We start from the raw sequence: 14298 nt of genomic DNA, 5'->3' as shown, positions 1-14298 counted from the left end.
CGCTGCTCAGTGCCGCGAGTCGGAGCCGTAGCCGGAGTCGGAGTCGTCGTCCATCAGGGCCTCGGTCCGGGAGCGGTGGTCGCGGACCTGGTCGTGGGCGGACTCCTGGGTGCTCTCGATGGTCCGCAGGTTGGCGCGGGTCGCGGATGTCAGGCCGACGACCGACTGCTGCAGCGGGAGGCCGATCTCGTCGACGCTCTCGTTCTGCTGCCGCCAGCCCAGCTGGAACTGCTGCGAGGTCCGCTCCGTGCCGTCACCGGCCCATGGCGTGAAGGCCGACACGCCGTTCTGGAACTCCCTGAACATGCCTTGCACCTCCTCGCTCAGGCCCTCCATCTCATCGACACACCGCGCCAGCCTGGGGGGGTTCGCGATGAACCGGCCGTGCTGGATGTTCCTCATGCCCTGCTCCTTCCGGTCCGGTCGTCCTGGTCGTCGTCCTCGTGGATCTCGTCGCGCAGCCGGTCACCGGCCGAGCGGGCACCACTGCCCCGGCTGTCACCGCCCACCGCGTCCGCCCCGAAGAGGCCCTCCCAGTCGACCGCCAGGGGCTTGCCGCCGGGGATCGCCGGATTGGCCCCCATCAGCGGGGCGAAGGTGTCCATCACCTGGCGGGTGACCTTCGTACGGGCCTGCTGGGCGGCCTCCATGACCGAGGCGGCCAACTGGGTGGCCGTCATGCCCTGGTACTTGCTGTCGAGGAACTTCAGACCCGTCAGCTGCCCCTGCGCCCCGACGGTGGCCTCCACGGCGCGGTCCCGGGAGCGGGCCGTCGCGGTGGCAGCGCGCAGCCCGGCCTCGGCCTTGGCCATGGCGGCCTGGGTGGCCTCCAGATGCGCCATGGCGTCCGCCACCTGCTGGTTGATTCCCTCGTTCACCGGTCGTCGCTCCTCTGGTCCACGTTCACGCTCATCGGTCGTCGCTGTTCCTCGGGGCCGCCCTCACCGGCTCGCCGGCTCACCGGCCGATCACGGCGGGCGCGCCGCCCTCGTCCGTGCCCCACACGTCCTCGTCCTCCTGCACCCAGGCGTCGCGCACGCGGTCGCCGCTCTCGGTCTGCGTCTGGCCGGGGCCGCCGGAGCCGGCGCCGCCCATCGGGGGCATGAAGGGGGTGCCGCCGGCGGTGGACACCGTCGCCTCGCGCTCGTCGAAGCCGCCGTTGGTGCTCCGGGAGGCGGAGGACCGGGAGCGGTTGCTGATCGCCCCGTCGCTGTCGATGACGTTGCGGACGCGTTCGCCGCTGCCCTCGCCGCCACCTCCTGAGCCGCCCCGGGGGCTCATCTGGCCGTTCAACGGCATGCCGCCCATCGGCGTCTGGGACTGCTGCTGCTGGGCGGCGGTGGCGGCGGAGTTGCCGGCCAGGTAGTCGGAGGCCGAGTCGCCGTAGGCGGCGTTGTCGTACAACTCCTCCTCGTACGACGGAAGTTGGGTGGTGGTGTCCTGGTACTGGTAGCCGGAGCCGCCGTTGTTGAGATACCCGGTGGTCGAGTTGCCGTTCGGCTCGGTGACGGTCGTGACGCCGCTGTCCGGGTCGACGGTCGCCTTGCTGCCGTCCGGATAGGCCGTCACGACCTGGCCCTGCGAGTCGACGTAGGTGCGGCTGCCGTCCGGGTTGTTCAGCACCTCGTCCGCGTTGAGGGGGCCGGTCGTGGACTGGCCGTCGGGGCGGATGACGGTGGAGGTCTGCAGGTCGGGGTCGACGATGGTCTTCGTACCGTCGGAGAAGTCGGTGATCACCCGGCCCTGGCTGTCGACGTACGAGGTGCTGCCGTCCGGGTTGGTCAGCGAACCGCTGCCGTTGACCGGGCCGTTGACCAGGCTGTTGGCCGGGTCGTTGAGCGAGCTCTCGTAGCTGCTCTGGTAGTTCTCCTGCGCCTGGAGCTGCTGCTGCCGGTACTCGTCCTCCCGGGCTTCCGCCTCGGTGCGGATCGTGTCCTGCCTGGCCTCCTGGCGGGCCTGCTCGGCGGTCTGCTCGGCCTTCTCCTGGTCGTACCTGGCCTGTTGCTCGGCCTCCGCGGCCCGCTGCTCGGCCTTCTCCTGCTGGTACCGCTCCTCGGCCTGCTGTGTCGCGGCGTCCTGCCGGGCTTCCTGGCGGGCCTGTTCGGCCTGCTGCTCGGCTTTCTCCTCGGCCTGCTGCTGGTCGTACCGGGCCTGGGCCTCGGCCTCCTTGGCGTCCTGCCGGGCCTCCTGGCGGGCCTGCTCGGCCTGCTGCGCGGCCTCCTGCCGGGCCTGTTCGGCCTTCTGCTCCTCCTGCAGCGCCTGCTGCTCGGCCTTCTCCTCCTGGTACCGGGCCTCCTGCTTGGCCTCCTGCTCGGCCTGCTGGGCGTCCTGCTTGGCTTCCTGGCGGGCCTGTTCGGCCTTCTGTTCGGCCTGCTCCTGCTCCTGCTTGGCCTCCTGCTCGGCCTCCTCGGCCTTCTGCTCGGCTTCCTGGCGGGCCTGTTCGGCCTCCTGCTCGGCCTTCTCCTGCTCGTACCTCGCTTCCTCCTCCGCCTGCTGGGCCGCCGCCTCCTTACGGGCCCGCTCCTCGTCCTCCCGCTGCTGCCGCATCTGCTGCTGCTGGATGACCATCTGCTGCTGCTGGTACGCCTCCTGCTGAGCGGCGGCCTCGTCCTGCTTGGCCTCCTGCTCGGCCTGCTCGGCGTCCTGCTCGGCCTGCTCCCGCTTGTACTGCTCCTCGGCCTCGGCCTCGGCGGCCTCCTGGTCGGCCTTCTCCTGCTGGTAGCGGGCCTCGGCCGCCGCCTCCTGCTCGGCCTGCTCGGCGTCCTGCTCGGCCTGCTCCCGCTTGTACTGCTCCTCCGCCTCGGCCTCGGCGGCCTCCTGGTCGGCCTTCTCCTGCTGGTAACGGGCTTCGGCCTCGGCCTCCTGGCGGGCCTGCTCGGCCTCCTGCTCGGCCTTCTCCCGCTCGTACTTGGCCTCGGCCTCGGCCTCCTTGGCAGCTGCCTCCGCCTCCGCCTCGGCCTTCTCCCGCTCGTACTTCTCGGCTGCCGCCTTCGCCGCCGCCTCGGCCGCTTCCTTGTCCCGCTGGTACCACTCCTCGGCCTCGCGCGCCGCCTTCTCGGCGGCTTCCTTGTCCTTCTTGTACTGTTCCGCCGCCGCGGCCGCCGCCGCCTCGGCCGCTTCCTTGTCCTCCTTGTACTGTTCCGCCGCCGCGGCCGCCGCCGCCTTGGCGTCCGCATCGGCCTTGGCCGCCTTCGCGTCCGCCTCCGCCTGGTCCTTCTTGGCCTGGTCCTCCTGCCAGTCCGCCTTCAACGTGTCGCCGGTGGTACGCGTGCGGATCTCACCGATGTCGAAGGTCTGCGGACTCCACGCGTTGTGCACCGACGTCAGGATGTCCTTGGCGGGGACGCTGAGATGCTCGGTGACGCCCGCCTGCCAGAGCTGCACGGCGAGATCGCCGATCTTCTTCCAGGTGTCGAGACTGTCCAGCCGGCCGAAGTCCTGCGCGCCGAAGTCCAGTTTGGCGTTCTGGGAGAAGTTGCCTTCGGTGTAGTAGTCCCTCGTGGTCGTCGAGTTCCCGTTGCTGTCGGTCGTCGTGCTGTACGTGTAATTGATCTTCATGATGTTGTGGTCCCACACCCAGTCCGCGAGCTCCAGCAGCCGGTCCATCAGCCAGCGCAGTGGATTGCTGTAGTTGCGCTGCCAGTAGTCCCAGGCCCAGTAGAGGTCGTCCATCCCCTGGTGCAGCGCCTTGCGCGCCTCGCGGATCTTCTGGCCCTGGATCGAGCCGCCCGCATGGCGCACGGTGTCCTCGGCGTACCCCTCGTACACCCTGGCGACCTTGTGGATGAGGTCCTGGAAGACGCCCGCGGCCGTGCCCTGCCAGGCGTTGTAGTCCCCCGTGCCGATCCACTGCTTCCATCGCTCGGTCTCGTCGGCGGACCGTTTGAAGAAGCGGGCCAGCCGGTCGAAGGAGTCGGCCACCCCGTCGAAGGTGCGCAGCACGACCGACGCGTCGGCCGGCACTTCGGCGCCGTCCCAGTAGAAGCCGTACGTGCCGTTGTTGGTGGCCTCGTCGCCGTCGTCGTAGTTGAGCGCGGTCTTCAGCGCCAGCCCGCCGGCATAGGAGTACTTCACGAAGTTCTTGTTGTCCCAGATCAGGTCGTCGTCCTTCAGACCCAGGCGTTCCTTGTACTTGCTCTTGACCTCGACGCCGGTCCTGACGCCGCCGTCCGCCGGGTCCGAGGTGCTGCTGATCAGCAGGGTGATCCGGGCCTTGTAGAACGCGACCTCCGACCCCTCCCCGTCGTCCCCGCCCCTGGTGTAGAAGGGGATGACGAAGTCGGTCTTCGAGATGTTGGCGCCCACGTTCTCGCTGCGCCATTCGAGGTCGTCGTAGTCGACGTAAGTGACGCTCTTCTGCTTGGTCAGCTCGACGAGCATCAGCGGAATGCCGTGGTTGCCGATCCACTGCTCGAAGAGGGTGGTGCGCTTCGGGAGCCCGGCGATACCGGTGAGCAGCTCCACCGCCCGGTGCCACCAGTCGTCGGTGTCGGTGAGCTGACGGATGTACTCGTCGTGGATGATGTTGAACGTCATTGCTCGTCAGCCCCACCGTTCATGGTGGACAGGTCGTCGTCGACGTCGATGAAGGCGTCCGCCTGCTTCTCGCCGTTGATGGAACCGAGGTTGCTGCCCTGCGTCTTGAGCAGCGAGTGGACGGTGTCCTCCAGACCGTCCTCGATGTCGGCGAAGAGCCGGATCTGGAGCTTGAGGATCTCCTCGACCTGGCCGATCATCTCGGTCACCGAGCCGATGAGGTGGCTGGAGCTGAGCAGTACGCTCGCGTCCCCTTCCATGCCGCCGATGGCGAAGGGCATCTTGGCGCCGGCGATCGTGGAGGTCGTGTCGTGCGTCGACTGGGCCTTGTGCCAGGGCAGGGGCAGGACGCCGTCCTCGTTCGGCTCCTTGAGGACCTTCTTCACCGACTCCTTGAAGGGGCGGATCTCCTCGGTCAGGAACTGCTTGACCGCTTCCTTGTCGAGCTTCAGCGGGGGTTTACCGGAATCCGCCATGTCCTACGCCCTCGTCTCCGTCATCGGCCCGACCTTCGGCCGTAGCCCGCCGCCCGTCACCTGTCCACCCGGCGGCCCGCACAGCCGCCGCCCACCGCACATACACGGGCGACGGCCCGTACGGACTCCTCGGTCGCCGTACGGACAGCCGCCCGCCCCGTCGTACACACGCACGCACGCACCCGCCCGGGCGTCAGCGCCCGATGCGGACGCCGTCCCAGAACTGGGTCAGCGACCGCTCGGTCTGCTGGTAGTTGTCCGACACGTTGAGGAGCAGGTCGGAGTGGCTCTGGAGCAGCTGCCCCATCTTGGCGACAGCCGCGTTCCAGGAGGCCTGCTTCTCGTCGTAGACCGACCGGTCGTCGCCCTCCCAGCTTTCCTTGAGCGCTGTCAGCTCCGAGTCCAGGTCGGTGAGGATCTGGGAGATGGCCCGCGTCTGCTGGACCATGTCCTCGGCCGCGTTGTTCATGTTGGCGTAGTCGACGTAGATGTATCCGTCGGTGAAGTTGGACATCTGCTACCTCTGCTTCGTCTCGATCGTCTCGCGCGGTGGGGAGGCTGCGGGCCGGGTCAGCCGCTGAGTGCGTCGAAGACCGACTGCGACTTGCTGTACGCCTGGTTGATGGAGTCGTTCGCCGAGCCCTGGGCGATGCCCTGCTCCTTGAGCGTCTCGTTCAGGGCGTTGATCATGTCGCGCAGGTTCCGGGAGATCACCTCGGCTTGCTCGTCCCAGAGATCGAGCAGCTTCTGGTACTCCTGGCCGTCCGAGCCCTGGTGGCTCTTGGCGAGGTTGGACTTGGTGTTCTCCAGGTCCTGCCGCCGGGTCTGCACACTGGTGAACGCCATCTCCAGGGACTGGATGCCGTTCTGGGTGGCGCTGACCTCTGACCTGTTCAGCTTTGCCACAGGCTGTTCCTCCGGATGTCGTCGCCGCCGGACGCGGGGTCCGGGGTGCGGTGGTTTCCGGACACGGGCGGTAGGGCTCGGCCGGTCCAGATGTACGTCCGACGCTAGGAGCCGCGTGGTGGCGGCTGCCAGAGCGGGGGCGCAGGCTTGCCCGTGCGGGCGAGCACGTCTGCACCTGCGTGCACCAGGGGGCGATATGACGGCCATGTCGATGTATTGGGTAAAACCTGCTTTCCCCATCAGGTCGTCATTGCTGTCCAGGCGGGCAAGGGTGAAGCCCGGGCGCGGAACGAGGCGATATCGAAGCGGCCGTTCTGCGATGGTCGCCGTCAGCACAGCACGACAGTGGTGTCGTGATCCTCACGGCTTCGCGGTGGCGTCGAACCGCCCGCTGTCCTACCCAATGGGGAGAAGAAATGAAGAACATACGTCGTGTTCTGGCTGTTTCCGCTGTAGGCGCCATCGCCGCTTCGTCTCTGGCGCTGGGAGCCGGTTCGGCCGCCGCCGCCACCGCCAAGCCCCGCCTCACCAGCAGCGCCGTCGCCTGTCAGACCTTGGGCAACACCTGGGCTCAGCAGGGGAAGATCACGGGCTTCAAATGTGTCGAGACCAAGGACGGCGCGTGGGCCCTCTACGTCTGGTAGACCCTGCTCGGTAAGGGGAGGGGGTGCGGACGCACCCCCTCCCCTTCATCAGGGGCCGTGGCGACCGCTCAGACCCCGCCCCCGCACGCCGGCGCCGTCGTCACCGCCCGCCCCCGCGCCGCCCCCTCCGCGCTGAGGTCCGGCCCCGTCGGCACCATCGCCAGCAGTGACGACGGCAACCCCTGCGCCTGCGCGGCGGTGTAGCCGAGCGCCGTGAGAGCCGCGTCCGTCGGCACCCGGTACTTCATCCCCGTGTCGGTCACCAAGTACAGCGTGGCGCCGATGTCCGCCCCGTCCGCCCCCAGCGCGTGCACCAGCGCCCCGCCCCCCGGCTCCACCGTGATCCGCTCGACCGGGACGCACGCCGGCGTGAAGAACTCGGCGGGGGCCTGGGCCGTGGGGCCGAGCGCGTCCGCCGCGACGAGGGCGACGCTCACCCGCGTCCCGGCCGGCCCGGACTCCACGGCGGCACACGCGGTGCGGCCCGCCGTCAGCCTCACCGGCTCCGGCGGCACGGCAGGCAGCGCACCCCAGTCGGCGGCCCCCTCCGCCGGTGCCAAGTGCCCGGCCAGCGCGGTCGATTCAAGGGGTACGGCACTGGCCGTACGGCCCTCGTACACCTTCGCCACGGTCTCCGGATCGCTCAGCACCAGCGCGGCGCCGGTCGCGGTGAGCGGCGTCAGGCCCGTCCGGCTCAGCAGGTAGTACCGCTCGGTGGCGCCGGGCGCGGCGACGGTGAAGACCTCGCCGACCCGCGTCGGACGGCCGCCCAGTTCGGGCCCGGGGCCGCCCCGCCCCGCCACGACGGGCGGGGTCAGGTCGGGTCCGGCCGACAGGGCGTTGAGGAACCCGGCCGACACGGCGAACGGCTGGTGCGAGCCGTAACCGAGCGCCTCGCGGACATTGCCCTTCCGGTCCAGCCGGAACCGGCTGCCCTGCCACACCAGGTACGTCTCGTCGTCGGGCCCGGTCACCAGCAGCCCCTGCCGCTCCCCGAGCCCGCTGCCGGCGACCTGCCGCGCCACCCCGAGCGTGGCGGCGGTGCCCCCGGTGGGGGAGCCCGAGCAGACCTGCCAGGGGGCGCCGTCCAGGGCCGCCACGCTCGGCAGCACGTCCGGCGCGCCGGGCGTGCCGACCGGTGTCCCGCGTGGGGTGCCGGCCAGCGAGGCCTCACCGACGTTCACGGTCTTCAGCTCGGCGCCCACCAGCAGCCGCGCGGAGGCGTAGTTGCGTACGGGCCGGAGCAGCCCGTCGAGGTACAGGTACCGAGCCCCGGTGCCCTTGCCGACCACCAGCGTCCCCTGGGCCCGCCAGGAGTCGCTGGTACCGGGCTTCAGCAGCCCGAACACGTACGAGCCCGCACAGAACAGCACGGCGACCACGATCCCGATCACGACCCCCCGGTTGGTCCGCCCCTGAGGGCTCTCCGGGGCGTCCGGATCGGCCCGCAGCATGGCGGAGGTGAGCCGGCCCATGACGAACATGTGGGCCATGACCTGGTCACGTTTGGTCTGCACGAAGGGGACTCCGTCCGTATGTCAGCCTGCTGGGGTCCCCCCTCCGGGGGAGTTCGAGGGCACAGGGGGTCAGGGGGTCAGGGGGGGGCAGGGGGTCCGGGGGCTTGCCTCCACCCCCCCCACGGGCCCCTCACGCGCTCAGCCCCCGCAGGGCCCCGTACACCCCCAGCACCCACAACGCCACCGGCAGCAGACAGATCGCCGCCGCCGAGTGCAGAATCTCCCCCGCCCGCCCCCAGTACGGCACCAGCCGCTTCCCCGGTACCGTCCACGACGTGATCGCCGCCGCCGCCGTCGCCGCGAGCAGTGCGAACGCGGCCAGCAGCCGCCCCGCCGCCGACGCGCCGGCCGCCTGGGAGAAGACCAGCAGCAGCACCCCCGCGACCCCCGGCACGACGAGGAACAGCCGCTGCCACACGTTCCCCAGCCCCTGCCCGTGCAGCACCAGCAGCAGCGAGAGCATGACGACCATCACGATCTCCGCGAGCCCGTCCTGCCGGGCCAGCAGCACCAGGCAGACGACACACGTCATGCCGACTGCCCCGTACAGCGCGCTCATCCATCCGTCCGCCAGCACCGCCCGAGCCGACACGACCGCCGTCGGATGCGGCTCGATGCCCTCCTGGAGCTGCTGCGCGTTGGTCGGCAGCGGCGGCATCCGCAGGCCCGACATCCGGAAGGACAGGGAAGGCACGAACGCCCCGAGCACCACGGCGACGAGCGCGACGATGCCGGCCACATGGTGGGGAGGGAGGCCGGCCACGGCCATCAGGACCCCGGCCAGTGCACCCAGCGCGGCGATCACGGCGAGCGCGAGGAAGAGCGCGGCGAAGGAGCCGACCGCCGCCAGCGCCAGGATCGCGCCGCCCGCGCCCGCCGCGCAGGCGGCGAGCAGCCGGAAGCCCAGGGTCTCGGGGCCGTGCGGGCCGGTCAGCGAGCCGCCGGGCAGCAGCCAGCCGGCCACCGCGAGGTAGGGGCCGACCATGCAGCCCAGGGCGGCGCCCGCGCCCGCGTCGCCGACCGCGCGACTCGCGGAGGCGGCCCCGGCGAGCAGCAGCAGCCCGCCGGCCGCCGCGCACAGTGCCCGCAGCCACCCGGGCCCGCCGGGCAGGGTGATCACCAGCAGGCCCAGCGCGAGCAGCGCGAGGGCCACCCCGCGCAGTACGTTCCGGCTGACCTCGGGGGTCCAGCTGTGCGGGCGGCCCCGCATGGTGGTGGAGATCCCGTCGACCAGGTCGTCGAGGTGCGCCTCGGGCAGTGCGTCGACGCGGGGGCGCAGGTAGACGGTCTCGCCGTCCCGCAGGTCGTACGAGTCGAGGGTGCGCTCCTCGTCCAGCGGTGCCCCGCCGAGCCGTTGGAGCACCCAGCCGCCGTGGTCGATGCCCGCCTCACCGAGGTCGGTGCCGCCGAAGCCGAGCACGGCGGGCAGCAGGTCGGCCACCGGGACGTCGGCGGGGACCGCGAGGTCGATGCTCTTGCCGGGGGCGCGCACGGTCAGACGGCAGAGTCCGGTTGTCTGGTTGTCCGGCATCGGGCAGGCTCCAGGCTCCATGGGGGCAGGGTCACGCGTCCCCCGGGCACCCCGGCTTCCACGGATGATTTCGTACGAGTTCAACTCGAATGACTGCTTTGCGTGCTTCCGCTGCCTCGATCAGAACCGCGCACTGCCCGGCCTGTCAACCAGCCTTGTCCGAAAGGGCAATTCGGCTTGCGGGTGGCGCGGCCCCCTTCCGGGATGACGCACATTAGCTGTGCCGGCCCCCACCCGGCGCACCGGGTTCACCGGTCGGCCCGCCCGGCCCACCCGCCCTCCACCCCCGAGGAGACCGTCCGTTGAGCGTGGTCCTGTTCCGCCGGCCGGCCCGCCGCCGTGGCCCCGACATGCCCGAGGGCGAGCTGAGCCTCCAGGAGCCGCCGACCCTGCCCGAGGTGGTGCCGGACAGCTCGGCGATCTGGACCTATCTGCCGATGGCGCTGATGTCGGTGTCGATGATGCTGATGTTCATGCGGCCCGGCAGCACGGGCTCCAACAGCAGCTTCCTCTATCTGGCGCTGGGCCTGATGGTGCTGTCGTCGGCGGTGATGATCCTCGGCCAGACCATGCGGAAGAACAGCGAGCGCAAGCAGCGCCTGAAGGGCGAGCGCCGCGACTACCTGCGCTATCTCACCCAGACCCGGCGCAAGGTGCGGGCCACCGTCGCCGAGCAGCAACTCGCCCTCGCCTGGCGGCACCCGCCGCCCTCGGCGCTCTGGTCGATGGCGGGCACCACCCGGCTGTGGGAACGGCGGCCCCAGGACGAGGACTTCGGTGAGGTCCGGGTGGCGGTCGGGGACCAGAAGCTGGGCCTGCGGCTGACCCCGCTGTCGACGAGCCCGGTCGAGGACATGGAGCCGCTCACCGCGCACGCTCTGCGCAGCTTCATCCGCGCCTACGGGACCGTCCCGGACCAGCCCATCGCGATCTTCCTGCGGGCCTGGGCGCGGGTGCTGTTCCGCGGCGACGAGGAGGCCGTACGGTCCCTGGCGCGCGCCATGCTGGCCCAGCTGGCGGCGTTCCACGCGCCCGACGACGTGTGGATCGCGCTGTGCGTGTCGGACGAGCGGCGGGCGGACTGGGAGTGGGTGAAGTGGCTGCCGCACAGTCTGCACCCGCAGGAGCACGACGGGGCGGGACCGGCCCGGATGATCGTCTCCTCGTTCAACGAGCTGGAGGACCTGCTGGGCGCGGAGTTCCTGGAGCGGCCCTCGTTCGACCCGGACGCGGCGCCCGGCCGGGAGGAGCCGTTCACGGTGATCGTGGTGGACGGCGGCGCGGTGCCCGCCGGGCACCGGGTGGACGGCACCGGCTTCCGCAACACGGTGGTGCTCGACCTGGGCGGCGCGCTGACCTGGCGGCCGGGCCGGGTCACGCTGCGCTTCGACGTGACCGAGGACGCCTTCGACCTGGTCCGCACCGACCGGGAGCGCAAGGAGCAGCTGGCCCGGCTCGGCCGCCCCGACCGGTTCGGCCCGCGCGGTGCCGCCACGCTGGCCAAGCTGATCTCCCCGTACCGCCTCGGCCTGGGCGGCGACGTCTCCGAACCGCTCTCCGGCAGCACGGAGCTGACCACCCTGCTGGGCATCCCGGACCTGCACCGCCACGAGCCGGCCGACCTGTGGGCCCGTCACACCGGGCCGATGCGGCTGCGGGTGCCGATCGCGGTCGGGGCGGACGGCACGCCGGTGGAGCTGGACATCAAGGAGTCCGCGCAGGGCGGCACCGGCCCGCACGGCATGCTCATCGGGGCCACCGGCTCCGGGAAGAGCGAGCTGCTGCGGACGCTGGTGCTGGCACTGGCGCTGACCAACTCCTCGGAGACGCTGAACTTCGTCCTGGTCGACTTCAAGGGCGGTGCGACCTTCCTCGGCCTGGACGAACTCCCGCACACCTCGGCGGTCATCACCAACCTGGCCGGTGAGGCGGCGCTGGTGGGCCGGATGAAGGACGCGCTGCACGGCGAACTGATCCGCCGTCAGGAACTGCTGCGGTCCGCCGGGAACTACACCTCGGCGCTGGACTACGAGAAGGCCCGCGCCGCCGGAACGCCGCTGGCCCCGCTGCCCAGCCTCTTCGTCGTCGTCGACGAGTTCAGTGAACTCCTCGCCTCACACCGGGAGTTCATGGATCTCTTCGTGATGATCGGCCGCCTCGGCCGGTCCCTGGGCGTCCATCTGCTGCTGGCCTCGCAGCGCCTCGACGAGGGCCGCATGCACCAGTTGGAGAGCCACCTCTCGTACCGCATCGGCCTGCGCACCTTCTCCGCGATGGAGAGCCGGGGCGTGCTCGGGGTGCCGGACGCCTACGAGTTGCCGCCGCAGCCCGGCAGCGGCTTCCTGAAGTCCGGGGTGGAGGCGCTGGCCCGGTTCCGCGCCGCGTATGTCTCGGGCCCGTACGAGGAGCGCGGGGGCAGTGCGAACCAGGCCCGTGTGGCAAGCCAGCTGGCGCCCTGGACGGCGGGCTGGGTGGTGCCCCGGCAGGCCCCCGACCCCGCGCCGGATCCCGATCCGGAACCCGACGATCCCGGCGAGACCGGCGAGACCCTCCTCTCCGTGGCCGTCGACCGGCTCCTCGGCTCGGGCCCGCCCGCCCACCAGGTGTGGCTCCCGCCGCTGGACCTCCCCGCCACCCTCGACCAGGTGCTCCCCCCGCTCACCCCGGACCACGAGCTGGGCCTGACCACCGTCGGCTGGCCGCTGCGCGGCAAGCTGACCGTGCCCATCGGCATCATCGACCGGCCCTTCGAGCAGCTGCGCGACCTGCTCACCGTCGACCTGTCCGGGGTGGGCGGCAACGTGGCCATCGCCGGCGGCCCGCAGAGCGGCAAGTCGACCCTGGTCCGCACCCTGCTCACCTCGCTGGCCCTCACCCACACCCCGCGCGAAGTCCAGTTCTACTGCCTGGACTTCGGCGGCGGCACGCTGGCCGCCCTGGCGGACCTCCCGCACATGGCGGGGGTGGCGAGCCGTCTCGACACCGAGCGGGTGGGCCGTACGATCGCCGAGGTCACCACCCTGCTGGCCGCCCGCGAGCAGTTCTTCCTCGACCACGGCATCGACTCGATGGCCACCTACCGCAGGCGCCGGGCGGCCGGCGAGTTCCCCGACCAGACGCACGGCGACGTCTTCCTCGTCATCGACGGCTGGTCGACGGTACGGCAGGACTTCGACCGGAACATCCAGACGTTCAGCGCGATCGCGGCACGCGGACTCAACTACGGCATCCACCTGATCGTCACCGTCGCCCGCTGGGTGGAACTGACGGCGGCGGTACGCGACCAGGCCGGCACCCACCTCGAACTGCGGATGGGCGACGCCATGGACTCCGAGGTGGACTCCCGGCGGGCGGCCACCGTGCCCCGCATCCCCGGGCGCGGCCTGACTCCGGAAGGCAAGCTGCACTACCTCGCGGCCCTGCCCCGTATCGACGGCGTGGAGGACTCCGAGGACCTCACCGACGGCGTCGCGGCGCTCGTCTCGGCAGTGCGGGAGTACTGGCCGGGCGAGCCCGCCCCCCGGGTGCGGATGCTGCCCACCCTGCTGTCCGCCACGGAACTCCCGCCCGCCGAAGGAGACTTCCGGATGCCGCTCGGCATCGAGGAGACCCAACTCTCCACCGTGTGGCACGACTTCGCCGACAACCCGCACATGATCGTGGTCGGCGACACCGAGAGCGGCAAGACCAACGCGCTGCGCCTGGTGGCCCAGGCGATCATGGACCGCTACACGCCGGCCGAGGCCCGGATCATGGTGGTCGACTACCGCCGCAACCTCGTCGAGGCGATCCCCGACGAGTACCGGCTGGGCCACGCGGTCTCCGTGGACGCCCTCCGGGACCTCGTCGGCGGCGCCGCCAGGGCGGTCACCGCCCGTGTCCCGGATCAGGACATCGCCCCCGGCCGCATGCGCCTCGCCGACTGGTGGAGCGGCCCCCGGCTCTTCATCCTCGTCGACGACTACGACATGGTCGGCACCGGCCCCATGAACGCCCCCTTCGACCCCCTTCTCCCGCACCTCCCCCTCGGCTGGGAGGTCGGCCTCCACCTTGTCGTCGCCCGCTCGGCCGCCGGCGCGAGCCGCGGACTCGGCGAGAGCCTGCTGCGCCGCCTCCAGGAGGTCAACACCCCTGTCCTGCTGCTGTCCTGCCCCCCGTCCGAGGGCTACATCCTCGGCAACGTCAAGGGGCAGAACCTCCCCCCGGGGCGCGCGACCCGCATCGCCCGGCGCAAGGCGGTGCGGATACAGACGGGACTGGTGGAGAGGGTGGCGTCGCCCTGACGGGGTGCGGGTGGGGCGCCTGCGGCGGGCTTCACCCCACCCCGCCCCTTCCCGAACCGGGGCAAGCCCCGGACCCCCTGGACGCCCTTCGGACGTGGCCTCAAACGCCGGCCGGGCTGAAGACCGGCCTCGCCCGCTTGGGGCAAGCTCCGGACCCCCTGGACGCTCTTCGGGTGGGGCGTCGAAACGCCGGCCGGGCTGAAGGACCAGCCTCGCCGGCGTTTGAGGCGCGGGGGTGTGGGGGCGGAGCCGCCACCTTCGGGAAGGGGCGGGGTGGGGTGAAGCCCGCCGCAGGCGCCCCGCCCGCCTACCCGCCCCAGGCCGCGCAGTTGCTCGGCGGACAGGGCCAGCAGCGCACCTGCGCCCAGCTCCCAGAAGCGGGTGTGCGAACCGAAGTACGCCCAG

At 71.3% G+C, this 14298-nt stretch carries 10 protein-coding genes; 2 read left to right on the top strand and 8 right to left on the bottom strand.

All coding sequences use genetic code 11. The features are described 5' to 3' along the window. Positions 1-6: 6 nt before the first annotated feature. The 6 genes from ACWCRB_RS33315 to ACWCRB_RS33290 all read right to left on the bottom strand — a co-directional run bounded on the left by ACWCRB_RS33315 (position 7) and on the right by ACWCRB_RS33290 (position 5918). Positions 7-402 carry a hypothetical protein gene (locus ACWCRB_RS33315; RefSeq protein WP_450999616.1) on the bottom strand — a complete coding sequence of 132 codons (396 nt, stop codon included), beginning with the start codon at positions 400-402 and terminating at the stop codon, positions 7-9. Then, complete coding sequence (locus ACWCRB_RS33310) at positions 399-878, bottom strand: YbaB/EbfC family nucleoid-associated protein (protein ID WP_450999615.1); 480 nt, start codon at positions 876-878, stop codon at positions 399-401. Before ACWCRB_RS33310 ends, ACWCRB_RS33315 begins: the two co-directional genes overlap by 4 nt. A gap of 79 nt (positions 879-957) precedes the next feature. Further along, positions 958-4536: an AAWKG family protein gene (locus ACWCRB_RS33305; protein WP_450999614.1), complete on the bottom strand. Its 3579-nt coding sequence runs from the start codon at positions 4534-4536 to the stop codon at positions 958-960. Continuing rightward, positions 4533-5012 (bottom strand): type VII secretion system-associated protein, encoded by a 480-nt coding sequence (locus ACWCRB_RS33300; RefSeq protein ID WP_450999613.1) that lies wholly within the window; start codon positions 5010-5012, stop codon positions 4533-4535. Before ACWCRB_RS33300 ends, ACWCRB_RS33305 begins: the two co-directional genes overlap by 4 nt. Positions 5013-5205: 193 nt before the next feature. Further along, positions 5206-5526, bottom strand: coding sequence for a WXG100 family type VII secretion target (locus ACWCRB_RS33295; RefSeq protein ID WP_450999612.1), 321 nt, complete (start codon positions 5524-5526; stop codon positions 5206-5208). A 56-nt stretch (positions 5527-5582) separates the two neighbouring features. After that, the gene (locus ACWCRB_RS33290; protein ID WP_450999611.1) at positions 5583-5918 is read right to left on the bottom strand and encodes a hypothetical protein; all 336 of its coding nucleotides are present in this window, start codon (positions 5916-5918) and stop codon (positions 5583-5585) included. A 416-nt stretch (positions 5919-6334) separates the two neighbouring features. On the opposite strand from ACWCRB_RS33290, the gene ACWCRB_RS33285 reads away from it, so the two are divergent. Then, entirely contained in the window at positions 6335-6562 is a 228-nt protein-coding gene (locus ACWCRB_RS33285; RefSeq protein WP_450999610.1) for a hypothetical protein, read from the top strand. A 68-nt stretch (positions 6563-6630) separates the two neighbouring features. On the opposite strand, the gene eccB is transcribed toward ACWCRB_RS33285, so the two are convergent. Together eccB and eccD are read right to left on the bottom strand one after the other, a co-directional pair. After that, positions 6631-8079: a type VII secretion protein EccB gene (gene eccB / locus ACWCRB_RS33280; protein ID WP_450999609.1), complete on the bottom strand. Its 1449-nt coding sequence runs from the start codon at positions 8077-8079 to the stop codon at positions 6631-6633. Positions 8080-8209: 130 nt separating this feature from the next. After that, complete coding sequence (gene eccD / locus ACWCRB_RS33275; RefSeq protein ID WP_450999619.1) at positions 8210-9610, bottom strand: type VII secretion integral membrane protein EccD; 1401 nt, start codon at positions 9608-9610, stop codon at positions 8210-8212. A 308-nt stretch (positions 9611-9918) separates the two neighbouring features. Between eccD and eccCa the strand changes: the two genes are divergently transcribed. After that, positions 9919-13893, top strand: a complete 3975-nt coding sequence (gene eccCa, locus ACWCRB_RS33270; RefSeq protein WP_450999618.1) for a type VII secretion protein EccCa — start codon at positions 9919-9921, stop codon at positions 13891-13893. The last annotated feature ends 405 nt before the right edge of the window (positions 13894-14298 follow it).

Source organism: Streptomyces sp. NPDC002156, assembly GCF_053593675.1.
This window is presented reverse-complemented; position numbering and strand designations above follow the sequence as displayed.

Excerpts from the sequence above, each read along its gene's own strand:
- ACWCRB_RS33315 (WP_450999616.1), bottom strand. The coding sequence starts at position 402 with ATGAGGAACATCCAGCACGGCCGGTTCATCGCGAACCCCCCCAGGCTG.
- ACWCRB_RS33305 (WP_450999614.1), bottom strand. The coding sequence starts at position 4,536 with ATGACGTTCAACATCATCCACGACGAGTACATCCGTCAGCTCACCGAC.
- ACWCRB_RS33300 (WP_450999613.1), bottom strand. The coding sequence starts at position 5,012 with ATGGCGGATTCCGGTAAACCCCCGCTGAAGCTCGACAAGGAAGCGGTC.
- ACWCRB_RS33295 (WP_450999612.1), bottom strand. The coding sequence starts at position 5,526 with ATGTCCAACTTCACCGACGGATACATCTACGTCGACTACGCCAACATG.
- ACWCRB_RS33285 (WP_450999610.1), top strand. The coding sequence starts at position 6,335 with ATGAAGAACATACGTCGTGTTCTGGCTGTTTCCGCTGTAGGCGCCATC.
- eccD (WP_450999619.1), bottom strand. The coding sequence starts at position 9,610 with ATGCCGGACAACCAGACAACCGGACTCTGCCGTCTGACCGTGCGCGCC.